Annotated in this window: 27 protein-coding genes; 15 read left to right on the forward strand and 12 right to left on the reverse strand. The window is 48.8% G+C overall.

Translation table 11 applies throughout. The features are described from left to right. From rpmJ to rpsI, 9 genes are read left to right on the forward strand one after another with little or no spacing between them, the layout of a single operon-like run. On the forward strand, nt 1-114 hold the full coding sequence (gene rpmJ / locus ACZ48S_RS02420; protein ID WP_464213712.1) for a 50S ribosomal protein L36: 114 nt from the start codon (nt 1-3) through the stop codon (nt 112-114). Nucleotides 115-123: 9 nt separating this feature from the next. Further along, on the forward strand, nt 124-513 hold the full coding sequence (gene rpsM / locus ACZ48S_RS02425) for a 30S ribosomal protein S13 (RefSeq protein ID WP_464213714.1): 390 nt from the start codon (nt 124-126) through the stop codon (nt 511-513). 39 nt (nt 514-552) lie between these two features. Continuing rightward, complete coding sequence (gene rpsK, locus ACZ48S_RS02430; protein WP_464213716.1) at nt 553-945, forward strand: 30S ribosomal protein S11; 393 nt, start codon at nt 553-555, stop codon at nt 943-945. Between the two features lie 6 nt (nt 946-951). Then, nucleotides 952-1575, forward strand: coding sequence for a 30S ribosomal protein S4 (gene rpsD, locus ACZ48S_RS02435; protein ID WP_464213718.1), 624 nt, complete (start codon nt 952-954; stop codon nt 1573-1575). 24 nt (nt 1576-1599) lie between these two features. Then, the gene (locus tag ACZ48S_RS02440) at nt 1600-2610 is read left to right on the forward strand and encodes a DNA-directed RNA polymerase subunit alpha (protein WP_464213720.1); all 1011 of its coding nucleotides are present in this window, start codon (nt 1600-1602) and stop codon (nt 2608-2610) included. Nucleotides 2611-2633: 23 nt separating this feature from the next. Continuing rightward, complete coding sequence (gene rplQ / locus ACZ48S_RS02445; protein WP_464213722.1) at nt 2634-2975, forward strand: 50S ribosomal protein L17; 342 nt, start codon at nt 2634-2636, stop codon at nt 2973-2975. 6 nt (nt 2976-2981) lie between these two features. After that, nucleotides 2982-3767: a tRNA pseudouridine(38-40) synthase TruA gene (gene truA / locus ACZ48S_RS02450; protein WP_464213724.1), complete on the forward strand. Its 786-nt coding sequence runs from the start codon at nt 2982-2984 to the stop codon at nt 3765-3767. After that, nucleotides 3754-4185 (forward strand): 50S ribosomal protein L13, encoded by a 432-nt coding sequence (gene rplM / locus ACZ48S_RS02455; protein WP_464214526.1) that lies wholly within the window; start codon nt 3754-3756, stop codon nt 4183-4185. Before truA ends, rplM begins: the two co-directional genes overlap by 14 nt. Before the next feature lie 18 nt (nt 4186-4203). Further along, complete coding sequence (rpsI, locus tag ACZ48S_RS02460) at nt 4204-4599, forward strand: 30S ribosomal protein S9 (RefSeq protein WP_464213726.1); 396 nt, start codon at nt 4204-4206, stop codon at nt 4597-4599. Nucleotides 4600-4727: 128 nt separating this feature from the next. Here the strand turns inward: rpsI and ACZ48S_RS02465 are convergent, their stop codons facing one another. From ACZ48S_RS02465 to mtnP, 8 genes are all read right to left on the reverse strand, one after another. Next, nucleotides 4728-5795 carry a bifunctional phosphoglucose/phosphomannose isomerase gene (locus ACZ48S_RS02465; RefSeq protein WP_464213728.1) on the reverse strand — a complete coding sequence of 356 codons (1068 nt, stop codon included), beginning with the start codon at nt 5793-5795 and terminating at the stop codon, nt 4728-4730. A 1-nt stretch (nt 5796) separates the two neighbouring features. Next, a complete protein-coding gene (locus tag ACZ48S_RS02470; protein WP_464213730.1) occupies nt 5797-7227 on the reverse strand; it encodes a phosphoglucomutase/phosphomannomutase family protein in 1431 nt (476 codons plus the stop codon). Between the two features lie 41 nt (nt 7228-7268). Next, nucleotides 7269-8456 (reverse strand): methionine adenosyltransferase, encoded by a 1188-nt coding sequence (gene metK / locus ACZ48S_RS02475; RefSeq protein WP_464213732.1) that lies wholly within the window; start codon nt 8454-8456, stop codon nt 7269-7271. A gap of 20 nt (nt 8457-8476) precedes the next feature. Continuing rightward, a complete protein-coding gene (locus tag ACZ48S_RS02480; RefSeq protein WP_464214528.1) occupies nt 8477-9733 on the reverse strand; it encodes an adenosylhomocysteinase in 1257 nt (418 codons plus the stop codon). Between the two features lie 35 nt (nt 9734-9768). Further along, entirely contained in the window at nt 9769-11337 is a 1569-nt protein-coding gene (locus ACZ48S_RS02485) for a bifunctional aminoglycoside phosphotransferase/ATP-binding protein (RefSeq protein ID WP_464213734.1), read from the reverse strand. 10 nt (nt 11338-11347) lie between these two features. Then, on the reverse strand, nt 11348-11803 hold the full coding sequence (locus ACZ48S_RS02490; protein WP_464213736.1) for a hypothetical protein: 456 nt from the start codon (nt 11801-11803) through the stop codon (nt 11348-11350). A gap of 42 nt (nt 11804-11845) precedes the next feature. After that, the gene (locus ACZ48S_RS02495; protein WP_464213738.1) at nt 11846-12871 is read right to left on the reverse strand and encodes a uroporphyrinogen decarboxylase/cobalamine-independent methonine synthase family protein; all 1026 of its coding nucleotides are present in this window, start codon (nt 12869-12871) and stop codon (nt 11846-11848) included. Between the two features lie 83 nt (nt 12872-12954). Continuing rightward, complete coding sequence (mtnP, locus tag ACZ48S_RS02500) at nt 12955-13830, reverse strand: S-methyl-5'-thioadenosine phosphorylase (protein ID WP_464213740.1); 876 nt, start codon at nt 13828-13830, stop codon at nt 12955-12957. 371 nt (nt 13831-14201) lie between these two features. Between mtnP and ACZ48S_RS02505 the strand changes: the two genes are divergently transcribed. After that, nucleotides 14202-15587 carry a reductive dehalogenase gene (locus tag ACZ48S_RS02505; protein WP_464213742.1) on the forward strand — a complete coding sequence of 462 codons (1386 nt, stop codon included), beginning with the start codon at nt 14202-14204 and terminating at the stop codon, nt 15585-15587. A 61-nt stretch (nt 15588-15648) separates the two neighbouring features. Here ACZ48S_RS02505 and mtnA read toward each other — a convergent pair whose 3' ends face one another. Both mtnA and ACZ48S_RS02515 read right to left on the reverse strand, forming a co-directional pair. Beyond that, entirely contained in the window at nt 15649-16653 is a 1005-nt protein-coding gene (gene mtnA / locus ACZ48S_RS02510; RefSeq protein WP_464213744.1) for an S-methyl-5-thioribose-1-phosphate isomerase, read from the reverse strand. Then, nucleotides 16650-17414 (reverse strand): class I SAM-dependent methyltransferase, encoded by a 765-nt coding sequence (locus tag ACZ48S_RS02515; protein WP_464213746.1) that lies wholly within the window; start codon nt 17412-17414, stop codon nt 16650-16652. Before ACZ48S_RS02515 ends, mtnA begins: the two co-directional genes overlap by 4 nt. A gap of 302 nt (nt 17415-17716) precedes the next feature. Here ACZ48S_RS02515 and ACZ48S_RS02520 point away from each other — a divergent pair, with 302 nt between their 5' ends. The 4 genes from ACZ48S_RS02520 (at nt 17717) to ACZ48S_RS02535 (ending at nt 22308) form a co-directional block, all read left to right on the forward strand. After that, entirely contained in the window at nt 17717-19138 is a 1422-nt protein-coding gene (locus tag ACZ48S_RS02520; RefSeq protein ID WP_464213748.1) for a reductive dehalogenase, read from the forward strand. A gap of 37 nt (nt 19139-19175) precedes the next feature. Beyond that, nucleotides 19176-19460 (forward strand): dehalogenase, encoded by a 285-nt coding sequence (locus ACZ48S_RS02525; RefSeq protein ID WP_464213750.1) that lies wholly within the window; start codon nt 19176-19178, stop codon nt 19458-19460. Between the two features lie 127 nt (nt 19461-19587). Continuing rightward, nucleotides 19588-21597 carry an excinuclease ABC subunit UvrB gene (uvrB, locus tag ACZ48S_RS02530; RefSeq protein ID WP_464213752.1) on the forward strand — a complete coding sequence of 670 codons (2010 nt, stop codon included), beginning with the start codon at nt 19588-19590 and terminating at the stop codon, nt 21595-21597. A gap of 132 nt (nt 21598-21729) precedes the next feature. Further along, a complete protein-coding gene (locus tag ACZ48S_RS02535; protein WP_464213755.1) occupies nt 21730-22308 on the forward strand; it encodes a class I SAM-dependent methyltransferase in 579 nt (192 codons plus the stop codon). A gap of 49 nt (nt 22309-22357) precedes the next feature. Here the strand turns inward: ACZ48S_RS02535 and ACZ48S_RS02540 are convergent, their stop codons facing one another. Further along, entirely contained in the window at nt 22358-23227 is an 870-nt protein-coding gene (locus ACZ48S_RS02540) for a universal stress protein (RefSeq protein WP_464213757.1), read from the reverse strand. A gap of 140 nt (nt 23228-23367) precedes the next feature. Here ACZ48S_RS02540 and ACZ48S_RS02545 point away from each other — a divergent pair, with 140 nt between their 5' ends. Next, the gene (locus ACZ48S_RS02545; RefSeq protein WP_464213759.1) at nt 23368-23799 is read left to right on the forward strand and encodes a YkgJ family cysteine cluster protein; all 432 of its coding nucleotides are present in this window, start codon (nt 23368-23370) and stop codon (nt 23797-23799) included. Here the strand turns inward: ACZ48S_RS02545 and ACZ48S_RS02550 are convergent. Continuing rightward, complete coding sequence (locus ACZ48S_RS02550; RefSeq protein WP_464213761.1) at nt 23792-24883, reverse strand: type IV pilus twitching motility protein PilT; 1092 nt, start codon at nt 24881-24883, stop codon at nt 23792-23794. The genes ACZ48S_RS02545 and ACZ48S_RS02550 overlap by 8 nt on opposite strands. Nucleotides 24884-24984: the final 101 nt, after the last annotated feature.

A 24984-nucleotide genomic window follows, 5' to 3' on the forward strand; every position in this document is an offset into this window, starting at 1 on the left:
GTGAAGGTCAGAGCTTCGGTTAAAACAAGATGTGAAAAATGCAAGATAATCAGGCGAAAGGGCGTGGTCCGTAATATCTGCCCCAACGTCAAACATAAGCAGAGACAGGGTTAGGAGGCATAAATGGCACGTATTGCCGGTGTTGATATCCCCCGCAATAAACAGATTGTGTATTCCCTGCCGTATATTTACGGTATTGGTCTTACGCGGGCAAAAGAGATACTTGAGAGATTGAATATCGAACCTAATGTAAAGGTAAACGCTCTTACTGAAGAGGAGTTGAACAAGCTCCGTGAAGTAATTGATAAGGAATACCGGGTTGAGGGTGACCTGCGCAAAGAAACCACTCTTAACATTAAACGATTGACCGATGTAGGTTCATATCGCGGCATGAGACACCGCCGCGGTTTGCCGGCAAGAGGTCAGCGCACTCGTACTAACGCCCGAACCAGGCGCGGACCCAAAAAGACAGTGGCCGGACGCGGTCAGAAACGCGGTATGGCCAAGAAGTAATATGGAATTATGTTTAGTTATACCAATTAGGAGGCTTTAATGGCGACCAAGAAACGCACTGGCGTCAAGAAAAAAGAAAAGAAGAATATACCGGTAGGTAAAGCCTTTATACAGGCAACCTTCAACAATACTATTATTACCCTGACCGATCTCCAGGGTAACGCGCTGGCCTCGACCAGCGCCGGGAACGCCGGTTTTAAGGGTTCGAGAAAAAGTACCCCTTATGCGGCGCAGCTGGCGGCTCAGAATTGCGCTAAAAAAGCCATGGAGAGCGGACTGCGTCAGGTAGAGGTATTTGTTAAAGGCCCCGGTTCTGGAAGAGAAGGAGCGATCCGGTCACTTCAGACTTCCGGGCTGGTAATTACCGGAATCAGGGATGTGACACCTATACCGCATAACGGTTGTCGGCCCCCAAAGAGAAGGCGGGTGTAGAGTAATATGGCAAGATATTATTTAGCAGTATGTCGTCAGTGCCGCCGAAGCGGCGAGAAATTGATGCTCAAAGGCAATAAATGCCTGGCAAAATGTACTTTTGACAAGCGTCCCAAACCTCCCGGTCCGCAACCGGGGCGGCCGCGACGGATGTCTGACCGTGGAGTTCAGTTAAGAGAAAAACAGAAAATACGCTACACGTACGGAATGCTTGAACGACAGTTCAAAAGATTCTTTGCTGAGGCTGAAAGACAGCCCGGAGTTACCGGTGATACCTTCATGGTTTTGCTGGAGAGGCGCCTGGATAACGTTATCTATCGTCTTGGACTGGCTGATTCCCGCGCCCAAGCCCGACAGCTGGTGCGGCATGGACATATAGTGGTAAATGGACGCAAAGTGGATATCCCTTCATTTGTCGTTAAGGAATCCGATGAAATAGGTTTCCGGGAACAGAGCACCAAGAACCAGTATTACAAAAGGGTGCTTGAGGTTATTGAAACCAAAGCGGTCCCCGCTTGGTTGTCAATTGACCGGAAAACTCTTTCCTGTAAGGTAGAGGCCTTACCCACCCCGGATGACCTGGATCAAAAGCTGGATGCCCAGGCGGCGGTGGAATACTATTCACGTTAGCTTGGCTCTTAAGGAGGTTAGGCTGTGACAGATATTGCCCAGCCCGGAATAGAAATTAAAGAAATTGAAACAGGGTATGCCCATTATACCGTTGAACCCATGGAAAAAGGGTTTGGTACTACTTTAGGCAACGCCCTGCGCCGTGTGCTGTTAAGTTCGCTGACAGGCGCGGCGGTTACCCAAGTTCGTATTGAAGGTGTTCAGCATGAGTTTTCCCCGCTGCCTCATGCCAAAGAAGACACCATGAACTTTCTGCTCAACTTGAAAGGTCTGCGGCTCAAACCGCTGTCTGGAAGGCCGGGCCGTCTGGTACTGGACGTTAAGGGGAAACGCCAGGTAACCGCAGCTGACATAGATGCTTCCAGTGATTTTGAGGTAGCCAATCCGGACCTTTATCTGGCAACTCTCGATGATAAAGAAGCTCACCTGTATGTTGAGATGGAAGTCGAAATCGGACGCGGTTTTGCGATGGCTGATTCTCAAGAGAATCCGGTTATCGGAACCATTCCGCAAGATGCTATTTTTGGTCCGGTGGAAAAAGTAAATTATGAAATTGAGCCGGTGCACATGGGCCAAGAAATGAGCTATGAAAGGCTGCATCTGCATATCTGGACCGACCGAACAATCGATCCTTCTGACGCGCTTGCTCAGTCTGCCACAATTTTGACCAGTCAACTGCAGCCATTTACCGCTATTGGCAACGCACCCATAGCTCTGCCGGAGACAAAGCCGGAAAAGCTGACCATATCAGAAGAAAACTACAATATGCCTATTGAACAGCTTGACCTTTCGGTTCGTTCCCTGAATTGCTTGAGGCATGCCGGATTGACCACGGTAGGTGAATTGCTGAGCAAGGGCGTGGATGAGCTCATGGGATTGAGAAACTTCGGTCTCAAGAGCCTCAATGAACTGGAAGAACGATTGCAGGCTTATGGCTTATCTTTCAATCAATCTGATAGTGACGCAACGACGGATGAAACCGGTGCGGAATCAAATAACACTCAGCGTGAAGACGCTGAATCTACCACGGAGTAAGGTGAGATAAAATGAGACACGCTATGAGAAGCAAGCGGTTTGACCGTGATTCAGGCCAGCGCAGGGCTTTTTTGCGGGGTATGGTCACGGACCTGCTGGGCTATGAAAAATTGACCACTACGGAATCAAGAGCCAAGGAAATACGGCGATTGGCCGAAAAAATGGTAACCCTGGGTAAGAAAGGTGACTTGAATGCCCGGCGCCAGGCTTTAGCTTTCATTTATGATGAAAAAGTTGTTTCCAAGGTTTTTGATGATTTAGCCAAACGTTACGCTGACCGGGCCGGCGGTTACACCCGGATAACCAAGCTGCCCCCACGCCTGGGTGATGCCGCTCCCATGGCTATTGTGGAGTTGCTTAAGTAGTCTGAATTGGCTGCAGAAGATAAAATACAACTGGTTTTAACAATTGAATATGACGGGACGCATTTTCATGGGTCTCAAAGCCAGCGTCACGGACCTACCGTGCAGCAGGAACTGGAAAAAGCAATCGCGAAATTGACTGGTTCGCCGGCCAGGGTTAATTTAGCCAGCCGGACTGATGCCGGTGTTTCAGCACTAGGTCAGGTGGCCAGTTTTCGAAGCAAAAATGTTCCGGCGCTGGATAAAGTGCTGAGCGGGTTGAATCACTATTTACCGGATGATATTGCGGTGCAATCTGTGTATCTGACCCCTGAATCACTGGATGTGAGACGACATGCTGTAAGTCGTGAGTATCGTTACCGGATCTGGAACAGCCCGACACCATCCCCGATCGAGGAGAAAAGGGCTTACAGGGTGACCGGAACATTGGATACCGAGCTTATGAACCAGGCAGCCAGTCTGCTGGTAGGTACTCATGATATGGCAGTGTTTGCTACTAAACTCGGTCAAAGCACCAAAAACACTGTGCGGACTGTACATGAAGCCTCGGTGACTCGTAATGGGCGAGAGGTAGTGTTCCGGATGAGAGCGGTTTCATTTTTACCGCATCAAGTGCGGAATACCGTAGGGTCCTTGATACGAGTCGGGAAGGGAAGACTGACTATCGACGAATTCAAAGATTTGGTACGCGCTGGAGCACCGGGGTCAGCCGGGCCGGCAGTTCCCGGTCACGGTTTATGCCTGGTCAATATTAACTATTCAAAAGACTTGGGAGATTATGATGAAAACTTATAATGTGAAAGCGGGAGAGATTACCCGTGAGTGGCATGTTATTGATGCCGGCGGCAAAGTGCTGGGTCATGTAGCTGTAGAGGCAGCGCGTCTGCTTATGGGCAAGCATAAACCTTTATTCTGCCGCAATCTGGATACCGGTGACGGAGTAATAATTATCAATGCCGCTAAGATTGAATTTTCCGGAAAAAAAGGAACTGACAAGTTTTACTATCGACATTCGGGCTATCCCGGCGGTTTTCGCAAGGCCAGTTTGAATGAGATGATGAACAAGAAACCGACCTTCGCTTTGGAAAGGGCCATTCGGGGTATGTTGCCTCGTAACCGTCTGGGCGCGGCGATGTTTAAAAAATTGAGAATTTATGCCGGTCCCGATCATCCGCATCTGGGCCAGGTATCAACTGCCGGTGAAGGCAAATAGTAGCGAGGAATGACAGTAATGGAAAAGAAAACTTATTTTCAAGGCACCGGACGCCGCAAATCCGCGGTAGCTCAGGTTAGACTGACACCTGGCAAAGGAGCCATCATCGTGGATGGAAAACCCTTTGAGGAACGTTTCAACCGTCCGGAATACCTGCGTTCGGTGATGAAACCTTTTGAGGTAACTGAAACGGTAGGTAAATTCAGTGTGATGGTAAAATGTTCCGGCGGTGGCATTGCGGGTCAATCAGATGCTATTGCCATGGGGCTGGCCCGGGCACTGGTGGCTGTTGATGAGAACAATAAAGGCGCGTTAAGAGAGAACGGTTTATTGACTCGCGATCCGCGCACTAAAGAACGTAAAAAACCCGGCTTGAAGCGTGCCCGCAAGGCGCCGCAATATACAAAACGGTAATTCTAGAGTATTTCTGATACAGAAAAAGCCTTGGCCGAAAGAATGGCCAAGGCTTTTTTAGTAATTTAGATAATGGTATTAAAGCGACTCAATAGACGGATCTTTTCAAATCAGCAATATACAGTTGGTTAATTATTTCCGGCCAGCCGGTCTTTCAGGAAACTGATGTTATCTACCGGTGAAGGGTCAGTATTGTTGAGTAAAGCCAGGTAATAGCTGACATAATCCCCCAATAGAACCAGACTCATCATTTGAGCCAGCGGGCTTATACCGCGTCCGTCGGCGGAAACAACTCCAACCCCGGCGCGGACCAGTAATTCAGAGGTTATACTATAGCGCCTGATAATACGCTGGGAAAGGTGATTGGAGCGCAGCAGGATTACTGAAACAGACGGCAAGATTTCAGCCGGCAGCTGATATCCGGCGACAGCGTTATGGTTCAATTCCGGCAAAGCCTGGGCGAATGCCCACTGTTTTGAGTTTTCATTGAATTGAGTTTGCCAGCGGTAAGCAACCTCAGTAACGATTCCGGCACCGTAAATGACCGGGAGGTGCCCATGAAGCCGATAGGCCATTTCCTTGGCCAGATTATGGCTTACAGGCTTTGAGGGCTCGATTTTTTTGGCGAATTGCTCGCACACCATGGCCGCCTCAGATACCTCAGCGTCTTTGTCTTCAGCGAGATTTAACCGGATAATAAAATTCAAGAGAGGGAATACGCTCCATGCTATCGCGGCACGCGGCTGGGCCTTGTAGTTGAAAACAAAAGCGGGCAGGTTGTGGACTTTGGATATCTCTAGAAGTTTGCCGCCCGTGGTAATAATGAGTATTTTTGCTGCTGTATCAAGCGCCTGTTCAACAGCTGAAAGGGTTTCCTCGGTATTACCGGAGTAGCTTGAAGCAATAACCAGTGTCTTTTCATCCACCCATGACGGAAGAGTGTAGTCCCGGTGTATTTGGATCTGAGCTTTGGATTCTTCCAGAAGCAAGCGGCGTACCAAATCACCACCTATAGCGGAGCCGCCCATACCAAGTATCAGTATTTTATCAATGGACTGATATCTGGGCAGTTCAAATTGAGAGGCGGCCTGCCAGGCATCCAGGATAACCTCGGGCAACTCTCGTATCCGTTGCCCCATACCTTCGGGATCAAGCTTCTCATAGATGGCTTTATCGTCCAGTGTTATTTCGCTCATATTATACTCCCGCCAGTTTCTGTCCGGCTTCCAGCAGTCTCTTTACCCTGTCCATTGAATCCGCTTCAGCGTAGATGCGCAACAGAGGTTCTGTCCCGGATGCCCTGATCAGCAGCCAAGCGCCATCTTCGAAGGAAAAACGGAATCCGTCAATGGTATCTTTTTCGACTTTGTTGCCGTCGATTTTTTCTGGTAACGCCGCTTCCAGTCGGCCCAGGACGGCCTGGCGATCAGTTTCTTCGAAAGAAACATCGATGCGTTGATAATCGTGGGGACTGACCTTGGAGTATAGTTCATTTAACAGTTCGGAAGGTTTTTTTCCGGTACGGATCATGAAATCCAGAAAATACAATCCGGCCAGTATAGCATCCCTTTCCAGCACATGGTTTTTGAAACCGTATCCACCGCTCTCTTCACCGCCGATAATGGCGTTCTCCCTTTCCATCATTGGGGCAATGTTTTTGAAACCAACAGGCGTTTCAAAAACTGGTACCTGATACATCTGCCCCAGTTTATTCAGCATACCGGAGGTTGTAATCGTTTTAATGATGGCGCCACGCTGGCCGCGTGTCTGCAGTAGATACAGAGTCAGCAGAGACATCACTTGCAACTGGGTCAGGAAATTACCTTGTTCGTCAATGATACCGATACGGTCCGCGTCACCATCAGTAGCCAGCCCGGCTGCCGCTCCTTCTGCGGGCACCCGCTGTTTCAGTTCCTGGAGATTGTTACTAATTGGCTCCGGTTGCTGCATTCCCGGAAACGCCGGATTGATTTCGCTCCTGATTTCAACCAGCGGGTAATTGTCACCCAACAGTTTTCGAAAATAACCGGCACCGGCTCCGTGCATGGAATCAACTACAATTTTAATCCCTGAACGTCGAAGTGATTCCAGATCTAAGAGGTTTTGCAGTTGGTCAAAATAAGAAGGTGCCAGGTCAGCGTATTCCAGCAGACCCCGGTCAACTGCCTGTTTCTGACTGAGCCTGTCTGGAGGTTTCCTCTGTTCGAAAACGCTATTAATGTGGTTTTCAACTCTGGATACTTCAGAAGTCGCGGCACTGGAACCGGTGGGTGATTTAATTTTGAAGCCGTTCCATTGCGCCGAGTTATGACTGGCGGTTAGTACGACGGCGCCGCCAGCGTTTCGGCTCATTGTGCTGAAACTTACCACCGGAGTCGGGACAGGGCTGTCAGACAATATGACGCGGATACCGGCAGCGGTAATCACCGAGGCTGTTTCCAGGGCGAATTCCGTTGACAGGAATCTGGTATCGTATCCGATTACTATACCTCTAGCACCCAGGCCTGTTTCTTCCAGATAGCGGGCATAGCCCGCGGCGCATATCGCTACATTATCAAAAGTGAAATCACGGGCAATCAGTCCGCGCCAGCCGTCGGTGCCGAACTTGATAGGATTTGATACGTTCATGAGGCTCCTTGTCGCTTCCAGGTCGACTGCCCTATTTGTTGTTATATGCCGGCGTCCTTTTTCAAATTCGCGGCTTTATCAGTGTGCTCCCAGGGCAGATCTATGTCAGTACGTCCGAAGTGGCCATACGCCGCTGTCTGTCGATAGATGGGTCTTCGCAGGTCAAGATTTTCAATTATTGCCGCCGGCCGTAAATCAAAGTGTTTTTCAACCAGTTCCATTAATTTTTCCTGGCTGACTTTGCCGGTACCGAAAGTCTCCAGTGATACAGATAAAGGCTTGGCTCTTCCTATAGCATAGGCGACCTGCATTTCCACTTGGTCAGCCAATCCAGCAGCTACAATATTTTTGGAGACATAACGAGCCATGTAAGCGGCTGATCGGTCTACTTTGGTGGGGTCTTTACCGGAGAAAGCTCCGCCGCCGTGACGGGCGATTCCGCCGTAAGTGTCGACCAGTATTTTACGCCCGGTAAATCCGGTATCTGAAGCCGGACCGCCGACGATAAATCGACCGGTAGTGTTGACAAAGAAGTTGGTTTTGTCGTCCAGGAGATCAGCAGGGATAATGGGTTTGATAACTTGATAGACGATGTCTTCGTAGATTTTCGCCTGGGAAACGTCGTCATGCTGGGCACCGATAACTACTGTTTCAATACGGGCTGGCTTACCCCGCCGGTATTCTACGGTTACCTGGCTTTTACCGTCTGGTCGAAGATAGGGGATAATTCCTTCCTTGCGCACCATGGCCAGCTTACGGGTCAGACGGTGAGACAAAGCAATAGGCAGTGGCATCAACTCATCCGTTTCCCTGCAGGCGTAGCCGACCATCATTCCCTGGTCACCGGCACCGACAGCGTCCAGAGGATCCTGGGAGCCGGCTTTAGATTCAGCTGATTGACCGACACCGAGGGCAATATCCGGCGATTGCTTATTTATAGATACCATAACGCCGCATGACTGGTGGTCAAAACCATATTCCGGCTTTGTGTAGCCGATATCTTCCACCACTCTGCGAACCAGTTCAGGTATTTCAACGTATGTTCCGGTAGTTATTTCCCCCAAGATAAAAATAAGACCGTTGGTTACCGCCGTTTCACAGGCTACCCTGGCATAGGGGTCTCTGGCGATAATGGCATCCAGTACCGCGTCGGAAACCTGGTCACACATTTTATCCGGATGTCCTTCGGTGACCGATTCCGAGGTAAAGAGATATTTTTCAGAATCCATGCAACTCAGCATACTGCCTCCTAAGTTCCTTCATGCCAGCTTGAAAGGTATTTTTGTTGTTCCGGCGTCAGGGTGTCAATGGAAACACCCAGGCTTTTTAATTTAAGGTCGGCGACGTTGTTATCAATATCATTAGGAACCGGGTAAACGCCGGGTTCAAGTCCACCCCGTTTTTTAACCAGGTATTCCAGCCCCAGTGCCTGATTGGCAAAACTCATATCCATGACGCTGGCGGGGTGACCTTCGGCAGCGGCCAGGTTGATCAATCTGCCTTCACCCAGAAGATAAATCTTGCGGTCTCCATCTAGAGTGTATTCATCAACAAACGGTTTCAGGTTGCGTTTATTTTTTGCCGCGGCTTCCAGGCCAGGGAGATTGATCTCTGAGTTAAAGTGGCCGGAGTTGGCCAGGATGGCGCCGCTTTTCATCACGGAAAAGTCGCCAGTATCAATGACGTGCTTGTCACCGGTGACGGTGATAAAGATATCACCGGAAGCGGCAGCCTGCCGCATCGGCATAACGGCGAAACCATCCATTACGGCTTCGAGAGCGCGGACCGAATCTACTTCAACAACAATTACATGGGCCCCCATGCCCCGGGCGCGCATGGCGACGCCGTGACCGCACCAGCCGTAACCGACAACCACCACTTTTTTGCCGGCCCAAAGTACATTAGTAGCCCTGGTAATGCCGTCAAGCGTGCTCTGTCCGGTGCCATAGCGGTTGTCAAACAGGTGCTTGGTTTTGGCGTCATTAACCGCCATTATGGGATATTTTAATTCTCCATCCGCAGCCATAGCCCGCAATCGGATAACACCGGTAGTTGTTTCTTCAGTGCCCCCGATTACTTCATCTAAAGCTTCGGTACGTCTAGTGTGAAGTGTGGTAACCAGGTCGGCGCCATCGTCCACGGTCAGGTTCGGTTTGACGTCAATTGCCGACATAATATGCTTATAATAAGTTGTGTCATCCTCACCCTTTATAGCGTGAGTGGGTATGCCATAGCTGGCCAATGCTGCGGCGGTGTCATCCTGAGTTGATAGAGGGTTGGATCCGCATAACACCAACTCGGCTCCGCCGGCTTTCAAGGTCAGGGCGAGGTTGGCCGTTTCGGTAGTCACATGAAGACAGGCGGCAATTCGGATATCCTTAAAGGGTTTTTCTTTTTCAAATCTTTCGGTGATAAGTTTGAGCACCGGCATTTCGCGTCCCGCCCAGGCGATACGCTCTTTCCCGGCTGGGGCTAGCCCCGGGTCTTTTATATCTGATTCTGACAGCATGTGTAACCTTTCTTTCTTTAATATGGCTTTAACTAATCTCCATAAAGGCGGCTGATTATGAAACGCAGGTTTTCAATCACCGGTTTTTGTGTGTCAATTATAACATGATTACGGCCAATTGGCAGTTCTAAGACCGGCTCAGCCAGGGATTCCTGGCTCAGATACACACTCCAGTTTCCGTCAGACGAGGTGTTTTCATACCTGCGTCGTTCAAGGCGTTTTTTGTTGATGTCCTTATTCAGTCGGCATTCTATAACCATGGGTTCAGTGTGGTACTTCTGGGCCATTTCCAATGCTTTTTTCCGGTCTGCGTGCTTCAAAAAAGTAGCGTCTAGAATAACCGAATCCCCCTGGGAAAGCACCCGCCCGGCTTCATCTATCAGCGCGGAATAGGTTTTATCCGTCATTTCAGGGGTATAAATTCCGCTGTTTATATCTGTTCCGGTGGCATCATCCGGGGTCAATCCGGCCAGTTTTTTGCGAATAATGTCGGAAGAAATATGAGTCAAGCCCAGGTGGTGGGTTAATTCAGTTGCCAGAGTTGATTTGCCGCAGCCGGTAAGACCTGAGGTGATAAACAGTTGTGGGCGCGTCATGGTGTATGAAACGGCCAGATTAAAATAGCCCTCAGCTTTTTCCCGTTCAGTGTTTTTTTCCGCTTCCGGCACAAACGGATCGTCAAGTTTGAAGCAGGCTACTTTAGCCCTGATATGGGCCCGGTATGTCTGGTAAAAACGGAGCAAGTCCGCAAGACCATTATCCCCACTGCTTCGGCTGTACTCAGCAACAAAATTACGCCGCAGGTCAGCCCGCCCGTGCCGGTCCAGGTCCATGGCAAGGAAAGCTACCTCTGAGGCGGTATCACCGTAACGGAAGCGGTCATTGAATTCAATACAGTCAAAGACGCAGATCGCATCTTTATTAAAATTGACATGAGCTGAATGTAAATCACCGTGGCAGTCCCGGATATGTCCGCCGTAGACACGGCGCTCGAACAAGGATTGGTTATTCTCCAGGAAATGTTCAAAATATTTATCGAGCTTCTCAAACTGATGCTCACTCAGTGCCCGCCCAATATAAGGTCGGCTCTGCTCAAAATTTTCAGCTACATTCTTGCTGATTAAGTTCAGTGAGCCGAATTGGTTTATTTGCTGGTTGGTTTCGGCAGCAGTATGGAATTCAGCTAATTTGCGGGCAACGGCGGCTAGCATGTCGGGGGTCAGTTGGTCGCGCCGCAGCAACTGGTCCATCATGCCGTCAGCCGGCAGGCGTTTCATTTTTACGGCGTAGTCAATGATTTCACCGGTGCCGCCAAGACTTATTTTACCGGAAGCGTTATTTACTGTTATAAGCTCCAGATAAGTATCAGGGCACAATCGGCGATTGAGCTTCAATTCCTTTTCACTGAAAAACCTGCGCTTTTCAAGGGTAGAGTAGTCTACATATCCCAAGTTGACCGGTTTGCGTATCTTGTAAGCAAACCGGTTGGTTAACAGCACGAATGACATCTGGGTCTGAATAAGCTCTACTTTATCCAGTTTTTCTTCCGAATACTGCGCCGGGTCCAGCAGGGATTCAATGATTTCTGGCAGTTGGCTCATATATTCGAGATTATTCCGTGTCGGCTTTTTTGGTCGTTTTTCTGGTTGTTTTAGGTTTTTCCTCGGCTGTTGCAGCAGTGCCGGTTTTGGTTTTAGTGGTCTTTGCAGCCGTCTTCGTTTTCTTCACAGTTGGTTCAGTGTCATCGGTTTTGGCTGTCTTTTTTGTTTTTTCGGCCGCTTCGGTTTTAGCTTCGGCTACTGTCTTTTTGGCTTTGGTTGGTTTCTTCTCTTCCTTGGAGGTTTCAGCTTTTTTCGTGGCTGTTGCCTTTATTTTGGCTGTTGTTTTGGGTTTAGTTTCTTCAGCCGGTATGACGGCAGCAGTTTCTTCTATTTCATACTTGGTGCGAGCCGGTTTGGACGGTGATTTATACCCGCCTTCAGCCATACGTATGGCTCTTTCCCTTTCTTTAAGAACAGTCTTGCGTTTTTTGTGCTTGAGCTGAGCAATGCGCCTTTTTTTGTTCATACGGGTTTTTGTTCTCCTTGATTTATTTGAGCTGCCGCTGTATTACAGGTATCGGCTTCTCATGCGTGCAGACAGGTCTGCCGTCAGTTCTATAGCTCTAGCAGCGCCCTCTTCACTCATATAAGCCATTCCGCAACTGGGAGTCAGCAACCCATGCCGCAGCATATGGCGGAAATCGATGCCGAAATGGGTGAAAGGCGCCATGGCGTCTTCCAGGCGGTCCTGCAAACTGGCGGAGGTTTCTGAACTGACTTGTTTATCAGTGTTGGGGATAATCCCCCAGGCTATGGCACCACCGCGGTCCAGGAAACGCTTGATTTCCTGCGGATACAGTGCCAGTGAAGAGGCGTAATTGTAGGCATCGAAACTGATGACATCAAGATTCAAATCCGTTAAAAGAGTCCAATCCGTATTGCCGCAGCAATGGATGCCTTTTATGCCCTTAATCTCGTTCAATACTTCTGTCAATATTTGCTGGATGCGTTCCTTGGATAAGGGTAGATAAGCTGAACCGTAGGCGGTCAGCGCGGGTTCGTCCAGAAATATTATCGTGCGTTCTGAAATCCGGCACAGCCGTTGTTCCTGCCAGGCTATTTTCAGCGCCAGCAATTTGGCAGCAGCCTCGGCCAGGACTTCATCATAGATCAGCAAGCCTCCCGTTTCGTCCTTTATGGACAATCCCCAGCTAACCGGACCTTCAACCTGTCCCTTCACTCCTTTGGGTGACGGCGGGTGAATATTCAGGAAAGTGTGAAACCCAGCGGCGGCTTCCCTGCTGATGCCGTATTTTTCAGTATCGGTAACAATATAAGCTCCGTATAACGCTTCAAGTTCCCGCTCCCAATCCGCACCTCGGTCCATAACCGCTTCCTCGTCATTTATAACAAGACCAGGAAAGCCTTCCGCGTATTGATTGGTCATCAATTCCCGGCTGGAACGCTGCGGCAGTTGCGGCCATACCGGTAATTCGGTCAGGTATTTAGACACCAAGTTGCAGGCCGCTACCGCATCACGGTGCGGCATACTGCCTATCATGGTTGGAGTTAGATTAAATTCGGTATCTGCCATTGATTCTCCATTGCGTAAAACTGCTTCTATTTAACCATAAAAAGCATTGCCGGGGAAACAATCGTTATTTTGAGCCGGAGAAATTAACTGTCCAGGTATTTGCCGGCGATCAAATCCAGTTGCTCTCTGCGCTCCGGCGTAATAAGTTTTGGATCCGTGACGATAGCTCCCGCCAGGGCATTGGGGCAGCTGCATTTCTGGTCAATAGGCAACCTCCCTACGGCCAGTTTTATAATCTGCTTAGATATTTCCATATTAGCCTTGAGGGTGGCAATAATCATATCAACGGTTACCGGCGTTTCCTCTTCATGCCAAGCATCGTAGTCAGTGGAACAGGCAATAATGCCATAGCAAATTTCGGCCTCCCGAGCCAGTTTGGCTTCCGGTAAGGCGGTCATACCGATTACATCCACACCCCAGCTCTTATGCAGTCTTGATTCGGCTCGGGTGGAAAAGGCAGGCCCTTCCATGACTAAATAGGTGCCGTTTTTGTGTACTGTTGCGCCGGCCTGTCGGCCGGATTCGACAAGAATATTTCTCATTTCAGGGCAAAATGGTTCAGCGAAGCCGATATGGGCGGTCACACCCTCGCCAAAAAAGGTATTAATCCGCCGGCTTGTCCGGTCCAGCAACTGGTCAGGGATCAGCAAGTGACCCGGTGCCACTTCTTTTTTGAAGCTGCCGACGGAATTGATGGCAATGATGCGTTTTACACCCAGACTTTTTAAGGCCCAGATATTGGCGCGCACCGGAATTTCGGTTGGCATAATGCGGTGCCCGCGGCCATGCCGGGGAAGAAAGGCAACCCGGACACCCTCAAGGGTACCGGTAATAATAGAGTCACTGGGAGGACCGTATGGCGTGTTTACATTTATTTCTTCGATTGCGGTTAGGCCTTCAATATCGTAAAGTCCGGTACCGCCGATTACAGCCAATTCAACAGTGTTTAATTTTTTCAAAAATGCCTCCTTTTCAACTCAGAACAACCCAGGATAATGCCCCAGAAATACTACAAATCCAGGTAATTATATTACCAAGTATATTTGAATGCCAGTTGAATGGAGGCTACGCCTCGCATTAATAAACCTTATGCAATAGTAAGTAAACTATTATTATAAATACGTCTAATGGCGTATATGAGAATACTAAAAAGTAGGTTATAATAACATCTAAAGTTAATAATAAAAGCAACTAAAGTAGAATACATATAATATCAAGTGATGAGTTGGGAATAATTTAGGAGGTGAAAAATAATCATGACTTCCGGGAGAGACCGGATGACGGCGGGCAAGACCGCAAGCTAAATTAGTTAAATATTAAGGAGAATTAAATGTCCAAGTATCACACGACAGTATCCCGCCGGGATTTCATGAAAGGTCTCGGCCTGGCCGGTGCCGGTATCGGCGGCGCCGCCCTGGTAGCCCCCAGCTTCAATGACCTGGACGAGGCTATCTCACAGGGTATGACCTACACAAGACCCTGGTGGGCCAAATCGGTCGACAAGAGCACCACGGAAATTGACTGGGCCCAGATGAAGAAATTCAGCGAAGGCAACGCTCGTGGCCGCGGCAGCGAATATCTGCTGACCTATCTCACCAAGGAAGAGCAGGACGCCCGTAAAGCCCAGCTGGCAGCCTCCGAAGCCGCCTACCGCGCCGAGGCCAAACCCGGCTACGCCCTGCGTGACTATGCCTTTTCCAGCAATGCCAATCGTGGTGTTGAGTCTAATACATTCATCGGACCCAACGCTTCATCTTATGAGAAGTTAGGCTTCAGCAGCAAGTGGACCGGTACTCCGGAAGAGAACGCGGCCATGATTCGTTCTTTCGCCCGTTTCTCCGGCGCCATGTCGATCGGCTTCACCGAACTCCATGAGGACACCACCATGAAGTTCATGTATGAATACGGCCCTAACATGCGTCAGAAATACACCTTCGCCGATGTTGACGAACCGTCAGAAACCTCTGACGAACAGATTTACCCCCGCAAGTGCAAGTGGGTCATCACCGTGGTCAACCAGGAATCGCAATTGCTGTGGAAAATGAACCCCACCGCCCTGATGACCCAGATTCGCTACGGCCGCGCTCAGAACCTACAAGCCCGCGTCCAGGGTTTCGTTAAATCACTGGGCTACCACTGCCTGTCAGAGGGCGGCAACGGCACCGGCATTGCCCCGGCGTTTGCTGATGCTGCCGGCCTGGGCGAGCTTGGCCGCCACAACCGCTTCATCACCACCGAATACGGCTGCACTGTCGGTATCTTCCGTTATGTCACCGATATGCCGCTGCCGGATGAGAAACCCATTGACGCCGGCTTCCAGCGTTTCTGCAAGACCTGCATGAAATGCGCTGAGGTCTGTGGCGAAGGCGCCATCTCCTACGAGAAGGAGCCGTATTGGGAAGTCAAGGGTGAATGGAACAACCCGGGTAAAAAAGCCTGGTTTGAAGACACCCGCAAGTGCCGTGCCTTCAAGATGCTGCCCGATTCCTGCAACGACGGCAGCTGCCTGGCCATCTGCACTTTCACCAAGTTTGACAAAGCCAGTGTCCATGAAACAGTCAAGGCTGTGTCGGCTACCACCCCGCTGTTCAACAGCTTCTTCAAGACCATGGATGACTTCATGGGCTACGGCATGATGGACCCGGCTGACTTCTGGAATACACCGCTGCCGGTATTCGGTGTCCCCGGTGAAGCCGGAATCAATCACTATAAGTAAAAAAACGCTTAACAAAAGAGGAGGCTGCAATGCCTCCTCTTTTGTTATATAAGATAGAATATTAAACTTTCTTTATTCCTGTTTCGGTGATGAAACCTTTGATGAAGCGGGCAGGAGTAATGTCGAATGCCGGATTTCGGGCTTCTGTGTTTGCGGGGGATACCAGTTTCCCGGCCTGATGGGTGACCTCATCCGGTGAACGTTCCTCAATCACAATTTCTTCACCTGTAGCAATCCGGTTGTCAAAAGTACTGGAGGGAGCGGCAACGTAGAAGGGGACGCGGTTTTCTTGAGCCAGCACCGCCAGCGTATAAGTCCCTATTTTGTTAGCGGTGTCACCATTGCGGGCAATGCGATCGGCACCAACGATAACCATATCTATTTTGGTTTGACTCATCAAGTGACCGGCCATGGAATCGGTTATCAGCTTAAACGGTATATGTTCCTTTTTAAGCTCCCAGGCGGTCAGTCGAGCGCCCTGGCATAATGGCCTGGTTTCGGTTACCAGCACCTGTATTCGTTTACCCTGCTGGTGTGATTTAATGATAACACCCAACGCTGTACCGTACCCGGTGGTGGCCAGGGGACCGGTGTTGCAGTGAGTCATGATGGTATCGCCTTCATTGACCAAACCCGAGCCGTTTTCTACAATTCGCAGGGTTGATTCTAGTTCTTCAGTATGGATTTTTTCAGCCTCAGCAACCAGTGATTCTTTGGCAATTATCACTTCAGTAGCCATTTCTGCCGCAGCGTTCAGACGCTCAACGGCCATAAACAGGTTGCGGGCGGTGGGTCGGGTAGCGGCAATTTCAGCAACAATGCTTTTGTACTGAATCATGAACTCATTATACTCATGAGTTGCTATCTGCTGGGATCCTAAAGCAATACCGTAAGCAGCGGCTACTCCAATGGCTGGTGCTCCCCGTACCTTGAGTGATTTAATAGCTTCTGCTACCTGGTGGTGGTTGGCCAGTTCCAGATATATTTCACGGTGAGGAAGGCGTGTCTGGTCAAGAATCATCAGTCTATCACCCAGCCATTCCACTGGTTTATAACTTTCATTCATTCTGTTATTTTAATTCCTCCTATATAACTTTCGATATAGGCCTGAATTTCAAGTTTTCCGTTTTCGGAATATTTTTTGAAAATATCGCTGAGCTGATCAATAAAGCATGTAAAATTTTCATCTTCCCGCACTGGAGTAAAAGGCATGGAAAGAGAGTAGCCGATAAATGTTTCCCGGTCAATAAGGCGATGGTTTTTGAACAGCAGGTATTCAAAGTTGCCGTTCTTAAAGAAGCGATGATAAACCGAAGTAGCCGTGGATTGGCCACCGGTACCGAGATAACCGGGGCAGTATGTTTTTAGCAGGGCTTCATATTCCCGGCCAAACGGATAATCGGTTCGCCGGATATGCCACGCCAGGGCGACTTTTCCTCCAGGTTTCAGTATCCGCTGGAACTCCGTATGCGCACTGGTGATGTCGAAGTAGTGAAATGCCTGCCCGACTGTGATCAGATCTACGGTGTTGGATTCTAATCCAGTGTCTTCAGCCGAACCATTGATGATGGTAATGTTTTCAGTATCATACTGGTGAGCTGCCGCTGCCCAGCGCATTTTTTCATCCGGCTCTACTGCCAGGACGGTTTTGACATGAGGTGAAATCAATTCAGCCAGGATACCGACACCGCTTCCGATATCAGTGACAACCGCGTCCTTGGGCAATCGCCCCTGGTTTTTGAGATAGTTGATATATTCCGGCGGGTAGGAGGGCAGATATTTTACATAAGAATTTACTAGCTCCTCATATCGCCAATTGTTATTCAATGCGTTCACAGCAAATAACATTATATCAGACTAATATCGGTCAGTTTATATACTCAATAATATACAAAAGTAGCTTAGAAATATACTAAAGTATGTATACGAAATGCTTAGAACTTATAGTCCTTTAGGACGATGCGTGATTTTATATTTCACGGTACAATACATATTGTAATGATATAGAATGTTAATTATTATCGACATTACTTACAGGAGGATTTATGGTTCTTGACTTCCGGGAGAGACCGGGTGGCAGCGGGGAAGACCGCGAAAGAATAAATAAAGTTAAAGAAGGAATCTGCTAGATGACTAAATATCACAGTACAGTATCACGCCGTGATTTCATGAAGGGCTTAGGATTGACCGGAGCCGGTCTCGGAGCCGCGGCAATAGTGGCACCGACCTTTCATGACCTGGATGAAGTCGCCGCGAATTCAGGATCGACTTCAGGGCCGGGCGGTAAATTAAAGCGACCCTGGTGGGTATCCGAGCTGGACCACGGTCAGACCGCCACACTGGAGATTGACTGGAGCCAGGTGCAACGTCCTGACCGCAGCCAAATATCCACTTTCCCCAACCGCAGGAGCACTCATCCCAAGGCTATTTACAATCGGGAACACTATGATGAATTACAGAAAGAAGTCATTCATCATGCTGATCCCAACTGGGAGAAAGACAGCGTCCGTGACCTGGCGATTAACGGTGCTACCGGTGCTTTGAGGTTCTATGACTATTACTCCCCGGCTGGCAAGACTATGTTCATGGGTTACCAAAGAGCCTCTACACCGGAAGACCGCGGTATGGCTCGCTGGGAAGGCACACCTGAGGAGAACACTCAAATGCTGCGGCACGCCTTTAAGTTGTTCGGTGCCTCTGATTTTGGTGTGACTGTCCTGGATGAAAATACGAAAAAGCTTATTTTCGCCAAGGAATCCAACGGAAAGGCTTATAATTTCGTTAATGACGATACACTCGCCGAAACGGAAACCGAATACCGAATACCGCCCCGATTCAAATACATGATTACCTGGACGCACCAGGAAGCGACCGAACTCAATATGCGTAAGCCTTCCCAGCTCGGTTCCAGCGCTTCAAACCTGGCATACAGCCGGTTGCCCTTTATCTCAGTTCAGCTACAGGAATTTATCCGTGGTATTGGTTATCACGGTATCAACGCTTGGAGTGGTCAGATGGCTTCATCCAATCCATTCGGTAATTTGGCCGGAATTGGTGAGCACGCCCGCATGTCTTTTGTACTGGTGACACCAGAGCGTGGTTCGATGATTCGCGGTATGTGCCGCATGCTGACCGACATTCCCCTCGAACCAACCAAACCAATTGATGCTGGTATCTCCAGGTTCTGCTTGAACTGCAAGACCTGTTCCAAGTTCTGCCTGTTTGAGGCTTTGTCAAACGAAGATCCTTCTTGGGATCCACATGATCCCAATGAAACTGGGGTGCCTTACAGTCCGACTGGTTTCAAGGGCTGGAGGCTCAATACTGTTAATTGCACCAATTGTACTGCTTGTATGGCTTTCTGTCCGTTTAACGCCTCCGGCCGCTACAGTTTTATTCATGATTTTGTGGCCGGAACTTCTTCCGTTACCCCTATCTTCAACTCATTCTTCGCTCAGATGGAAGAGACCATGCATTACGGTAATAAATCTCCGGAATCATGGTGGAATAACCAGGAATACCTGTATGGCATTAATCCCAAGTTTATCTAAAATGAAAATACAAGCGGAAATTTAGAAGGAGTATCAAATGGAATTAACACCCTTATGGATTCTGATAGCTGTAGTGCTTACCCTGGGCATAGTTCAGTTGTTCAACTGGCTGAAACGCAATGACCTGAAGCCTGCCTGGTGGGTTTGGCTTGTAGGTGCAGTAGGCCTTCTGCTGGTTCTCATGGCTATTCAGCACTACGTGGGTACCCTGGAAGAGATGTATTTCACGGCAGCCTGGATGGGTGCCCTGATACTAGGTCTTCCCGGTGTTATTCTGCTGGCTATTTCCGGTTGGCGGATGGCTTCCAGCAAGAACGCCTGATTTACGGATTGGCGGATTTTCAGGTGGGAGAGGGTAACAATCTCTCCCACCTTTTTTTATTATTACGGCCTTCTGTTGAGACAAGTAATATTCGCCTTTGTGTTTTTTCTCTTATATAATCTGAATAATGAATGAGTTTAAACTGATATCTGATTTTGGGCTGATGGGTGATCAGCCACAGGCGGTGACAGCCTTAACCAGTGGTTTAAAAGCAGGTTATGAGGATCAGACACTTCTGGGCGTCACCGGCTCCGGCAAGACTTTCACCATGGCTAATATTATCGCAAGCGCCGGCCGGCCGGCTTTGATTATTTCACATAATAAAACGCTGGCGGCCCAGTTATACGCGGAATTCCGGGAATTTTTTCCACATAACGCCGTGGAGTATTTTGTCAGCTATTATGACTATTATCAGCCGGAAGCCTATGTGCCAGCGCGCGATATGTATATTGAAAAAGACGCTGACATCAATGATGAGATAGACAAGCTGCGACACGCGGCTACCAGAGCACTATTGTCGCGCCGTGATGTTATTATCGTGGCTTCAGTTTCCTGTATCTATGGCCTGGGTGAACCGGAAGAATACATGCAATTCATTCTCAGTCTGGAAAAGGGTGTCCGTTATCGCCGGGATGAGGTTATTCGTAAACTGGTAAATATGCAATATGAACGCAATGACATGGATTTTTCAAGATCCAAGTTCCGGCTTCGCGGTGATACCTTAGAGCTGCATCCGGCTTATGAAGAGACGGCATTAAGGGTTGAGTTTTTTGGTGACGAGATTGAACGTATATTGCGGATTGACCCGCTCACCGGCGAGTTGCTTGAGGAATTGAACATGGTGGATATTTATCCAGCCAAACACTTTGTTACCTCGCCGGAAAAATTGGCCAAGGCGATAGAGAGTATACAGAACGAACTGGATATACGTACCGCTGAATTAAAAAGCGCCGGTAAAGCATTGGAAGCAGCCAGATTAGAGCAACGGACCAATTACGACTTGGAAATGCTGCAGCAGGCGGGATATTGCAGCGGGGTTGAGAATTATTCCCGGCACCTGGCCGGACGTCCGGCACGGTCTTCCCCTTGGACATTGCTTGATTATTTCCCTCAGGATTATATTCTTTTTGTTGATGAATCCCATATGTCGCTACCCCAGATTCGTGGTATGTACAATGGTGACCGAGCCCGCAAAGAAATACTGGTCGATTATGGATTTCGTCTGCCTTCAGCTCTGGATAACCGGCCCTTGAATTTTTCTGAATTCAGACAGCGGGTGAACCAGGCTATTTATGTTTCCGCCACACCCGGACCTTATGAGAAAGAACATTCGCGGCAGACAATTGAGCAAGTGGTGCGGCCTACCGGGTTGCTGGAGCCGGTGATTGAAGTAAAGCCGACTACTGGTCAGATAGACGATCTGCTGGAGCAGATTAAGCTGCGTGTGGAACGAAAAGAACGCTGCCTGGTGACAACTTTAACCAAAAAACTGGCGGAAAAACTGGCGGAATATATCACCGAAGCTGGAATAAAGACACAATATCTGCATTCCGAGATTGATACGATTGAGCGGGTGGAAATCCTTCGCGATTTGCGGTTGGGTGTTTATGACGTTGTGGTCGGTATCAACCTGTTGCGGGAAGGGCTTGATCTGCCCGAAGTTTCACTGGTGGCTATTCTTGACGCTGATAAAGAGGGATTTCTACGGAGCGAATGGGCGCTTATACAGACAATGGGCAGAGCGGCGAGGCATATTGATGGGAAGGTTATCATGTATGCCGATACCATAACCGGTTCAATGGAGCGCGCTATAGCGGAAGTAAAACGCCGACGGGAGATCCAGGAAGCTTATAATATAGAGCACGGCATAACACCGCAGGGTATACGTAAAGCGATTAAGGATATTACAGAACGTGTTAGGGTTGCTGAAGCCGCTGTGGCGGAGCAGCCGGATGAGAGTTACCGGACCTCGCCTTTATCCAAAGAAGAACTGGCGCGGCTGGCCCGCGAGTTGGAAACGCAGATGAAAAAGGCGGCAAAGGTTATGGACTTTGAACGGGCGGCGCTTTTACGTGACCGGATCATTGATCTGAAGCGAGAACTTGTCGAGCCGGAGATAAAATCTAGTGACAGATGATAACAACAAATATGAAACCCGACAGGAGCGGCGGGAGCGAAGAAGGAAAGGCAGGAAGTCAAAGATGACACACCATGGGAAGTCCATAGTGCTGATATATAGAAGCAGAGTTGAAAAGAGAATTGGGAAACAATGATGGCTGATTCCAGGTTTGATGTCAGCAGGGCTTCAAAAATGGATAGTGAAGGGCGTATTGAAGAACTTCGTATTCCGGAACTGCTGCGCGAAATCGGGCATATAAGACCAGGAATGGTCTGCGTTGACCTTGGCTGCGGAACCGGAACTTTTTCTGTTCCCATGAGTACAATGGTCGGTTACGACGGAAGAGTATTTGCGGTGGATGGAAGCAGTATCATGCTGGATAAACTTAAGGCGAAGAATCCGGCGGCTAACATCAGTCTTGTTGAGAAGGATTTTATGGACACTGGTTTAACATCAGGCACGTCAGATTTTTGCCTGGCGGCTTTTGTTTTGCATGAAACGAATAACCCTCAGGCATTGATTGATGAAGCCTCCAGATTACTAAAACCAGGCGGAAGACTGTTGGTATTGGAGTGGCGCCCGGAGCTTGAGGCACCCGGTCCACCAAAGAAAATACGCATTTCCGTTGAGCGCTTGGCTGAGATAATGCGGCATGCCGGTTTCCAAAAAATCACCTGTCAAAACTGGACTGAAAAACATTATTGGGGAACCAGTATCAAGCAGTGTTAAGATCATTACCGGATAAAAAGCTTCTTCGACTCGGTTATACTTTGATCATTCAGTCATCTGACGGATGGACAACCAAAACCGGGGTTGTGCCGTACTGGATGATTTTTTCAGTCACGCTGCCGAAGACCCATCTTGAAAGACCGGACAGGCCATGGGTGGACATGGCGATAAGATCAATATTGTTTTCAGCGGCATAATTCAATATCAGTTCAGTAGCGGCACCGGTTTTAACCACGGTTGAAACGGAGAGGCCTTGATGGCGCAGTTCTTCCGCGCGGCGTTCCAGGAAACTGACGGCTTCCTGCTCAATTTCATTATCATTGATCGGCATGGTGTAAGCACCGAGGCCGTCAATGCTGGGCATATAACGCACCGGTTCTACCACCTGTATAAGCACAATTTCAGCCCGCAATACAGGAGCCATAGCGGAAACCAAGTCAATGGCTGCCTGACCGACACCTGAGCCATCCAAAGGAACCAGGACACGCCCGATTAGAGATTTTTGTTCCGGCGCCTTGGATTTTATCAGCAGTACCGGCTTATCTGTTGAATTAAGCAGTTTATTGGCGGTTTTGCCGATTTGGGCAGCACCCAGACCTGAGGCCCCATGGGCTGAAATTACTAGGATGGCGTCATTAATGGTTTTGGTGAAATTGGCAATTTCATCCACAGCTTTGCCTTTTTTCAGGTGGATCTGCCATGATCTATTGAGTTTGGGGTGCTCTTGCTGCAGACGCGTTTCCAGGAGAGATTGATAGCTCTGGTAAAGATTTGTCGTATCAGCAGAGCCGCTTTCATCAACAGATATCAGATGTATTTTAGCGTTTGATATCTGTGCGATCTCAAATCCGTAAGGCAGGGTGATCTCAGCGTCTTCGGAACCGTCCAGAGGTATTATCACGTTTTGAATCTGCATCATTGCTGCCCTCACCTTAATACATGTTGCTAAATGCCAGATATCGGACTATTTTTTTCAGTATAGCATTATTGTGGAGCCGGTACTATAAAAGCATTATAATAGCCGCTAGTACGCCAGTGTGGATTTTAGGGACTAGAGCGATGAGAAAAAATGAAGCCTCTTTAGTTTGTTTTTGCTGCGGGGTATGCTGTTCCAAATATCAAGCGCAGCTGCCTCTTTCGGAAGCTGAGATTATTTCGGATAAACTTGGGATGAGCTGGCTGGATTTCCAGACGCAATACCTTGATCCGGCGTGGCCGGGAGTCCAAACTGTTTTACTGAAACACCAAGATGGCCGATGTGTCTTTCTGGAACCTCAAAGTGACCATCGGTATTTTTTCTGCCGTATTCAATCCTATAAGCCCGCTGTCTGTCTATCATGGGAAGCTGATTTTACCAAACCGGATTGTCGGGAAGGGTTAGGGCGCTATTGGAAACTCAAGTTTGATGATGAAAATAAAGTAACGGGTGACGCTGCTGACATGGCAAATTTCAATGGTTTTATGAAACAGATTAAAGTGGATTTTATCTAGTTAAGTCGTGATTGACCTGTGCTGCCTTGGAGCCCAGGTATTTTTTCACTTCATTAGAATCATTGCAATATGCGAACAGGGTTTTAAGGCTTATTCTTCCATTCTTATACAGTTCGGCCAGGGACTCATCCAGCGTTATCATGCCCATTTCTCGATGAGTTGTAATGACATTGTGCAAATGGTGCACTTTACCTTCCCGCACCAGGCTTTTTACGGCTGCGTTGGCCAGCAGGACCTCTACTGCGGCGATACGACCAGGTCCATCAGCTCGGGGTACTAGTGCCTGGCAGGCTACGGCTATCAACAGTGAAGCCAGGCGGGTTTCGACTAAATGACGCTCATGAGGTGCGAAAAGATCGATAGTTCTTTCGATGGCTTGGGGCGCTGAAGGGGCGTGGGATGTTGAAAGAACCAGATGCCCGGTTTCAGCCACTGAAAGCGCCGCAGACGCTGTTTCCGCATCTCTTATCTCACCCAACATGATGACATCAGGATTTTGGCGTAAAACGTGTCTCAAAGCTGAACTGTAAGAAACAGTATCATCTCCGAGTTGGCGCTGGGTGATGGCGCACTTTATGCGATGGTGAACATATTCCACCGGGTCTTCAATGGTGATAATATGATGGCCGCCGTTTTGATTCATGTGGTGCACCATAGCGGCCAGGGTGGTACTTTTACCGCTGCCGGTGGGACCGGTGACCAATATTAAACCGCGGGGTTGACTTACCAGGCCTTTAAAAACCTGAGGAAGCTCGAGTTCATCAATGGTCAATATTTTCGGCGGCAGCAGCCGGATAGCCAGACTCATGCCGTTCATCTGCCGGGCGACATTACAGCGCAGGCGTCCAAAGTCATCAAGTGAATAAGCAAAATCCAGTTCTTTGTTCTGAAGGAATTTCTGGCGTTGCTCTTCATCGGTCAACTGGGTAAGGGCTACGTCAATATCATGGGCGGTCAGTATTTCCTGGCTGTCAAGCGCTTCCAGTTCACCGTCAACGCGTACCAAAGGGGGGCTGTCAATGACTAGTTGTAAATCAGAAGCATGAAGCTCACCGGCTTTTTTGATGAGTTCAATAACGTCCATATTTCCAGTTTAGTCCTAAAATATCCTGATTTCAATAGGTTTGGGAAAATAAATTTTGGAAAGTGATTGGTATTTTGTGGTTTCGGGCTGTAAATTTATCC

The organism is Dehalogenimonas sp. NIT-SK1, from assembly GCF_055384165.1.

Bases quoted from the DNA above. Each gene is read 5' to 3' on its own strand.
- rpsM (WP_464213714.1), top strand. From the start codon at position 124: ATGGCACGTATTGCCGGTGTTGATATCCCCCGCAATAAACAGATTGTG.
- rpsK (WP_464213716.1), top strand. From the start codon at position 553: ATGGCGACCAAGAAACGCACTGGCGTCAAGAAAAAAGAAAAGAAGAAT.
- rpsD (WP_464213718.1), top strand. From the start codon at position 952: ATGGCAAGATATTATTTAGCAGTATGTCGTCAGTGCCGCCGAAGCGGC.
- rplQ (WP_464213722.1), top strand. From the start codon at position 2,634: ATGAGAAGCAAGCGGTTTGACCGTGATTCAGGCCAGCGCAGGGCTTTT.
- rplM (WP_464214526.1), top strand. From the start codon at position 3,754: ATGAAAACTTATAATGTGAAAGCGGGAGAGATTACCCGTGAGTGGCAT.
- rpsI (WP_464213726.1), top strand. From the start codon at position 4,204: ATGGAAAAGAAAACTTATTTTCAAGGCACCGGACGCCGCAAATCCGCG.
- ACZ48S_RS02465 (WP_464213728.1), bottom strand. From the start codon at position 5,795: ATGAGCGAAATAACACTGGACGATAAAGCCATCTATGAGAAGCTTGAT.
- ACZ48S_RS02470 (WP_464213730.1), bottom strand. From the start codon at position 7,227: ATGAACGTATCAAATCCTATCAAGTTCGGCACCGACGGCTGGCGCGGA.
- metK (WP_464213732.1), bottom strand. From the start codon at position 8,456: ATGGATTCTGAAAAATATCTCTTTACCTCGGAATCGGTCACCGAAGGA.
- ACZ48S_RS02485 (WP_464213734.1), bottom strand. From the start codon at position 11,337: ATGAGCCAACTGCCAGAAATCATTGAATCCCTGCTGGACCCGGCGCAG.
- ACZ48S_RS02490 (WP_464213736.1), bottom strand. From the start codon at position 11,803: ATGAACAAAAAAAGGCGCATTGCTCAGCTCAAGCACAAAAAACGCAAG.
- ACZ48S_RS02495 (WP_464213738.1), bottom strand. From the start codon at position 12,871: ATGGCAGATACCGAATTTAATCTAACTCCAACCATGATAGGCAGTATG.
- ACZ48S_RS02505 (WP_464213742.1), top strand. From the start codon at position 14,202: ATGTCCAAGTATCACACGACAGTATCCCGCCGGGATTTCATGAAAGGT.
- mtnA (WP_464213744.1), bottom strand. From the start codon at position 16,653: ATGAATGAAAGTTATAAACCAGTGGAATGGCTGGGTGATAGACTGATG.
- ACZ48S_RS02520 (WP_464213748.1), top strand. From the start codon at position 17,717: ATGACTAAATATCACAGTACAGTATCACGCCGTGATTTCATGAAGGGC.
- ACZ48S_RS02525 (WP_464213750.1), top strand. From the start codon at position 19,176: ATGGAATTAACACCCTTATGGATTCTGATAGCTGTAGTGCTTACCCTG.
- uvrB (WP_464213752.1), top strand. From the start codon at position 19,588: ATGAATGAGTTTAAACTGATATCTGATTTTGGGCTGATGGGTGATCAG.
- ACZ48S_RS02535 (WP_464213755.1), top strand. From the start codon at position 21,730: ATGATGGCTGATTCCAGGTTTGATGTCAGCAGGGCTTCAAAAATGGAT.
- ACZ48S_RS02540 (WP_464213757.1), bottom strand. From the start codon at position 23,227: ATGATGCAGATTCAAAACGTGATAATACCTCTGGACGGTTCCGAAGAC.
- ACZ48S_RS02545 (WP_464213759.1), top strand. From the start codon at position 23,368: ATGAGAAAAAATGAAGCCTCTTTAGTTTGTTTTTGCTGCGGGGTATGC.
- ACZ48S_RS02550 (WP_464213761.1), bottom strand. From the start codon at position 24,883: ATGGACGTTATTGAACTCATCAAAAAAGCCGGTGAGCTTCATGCTTCT.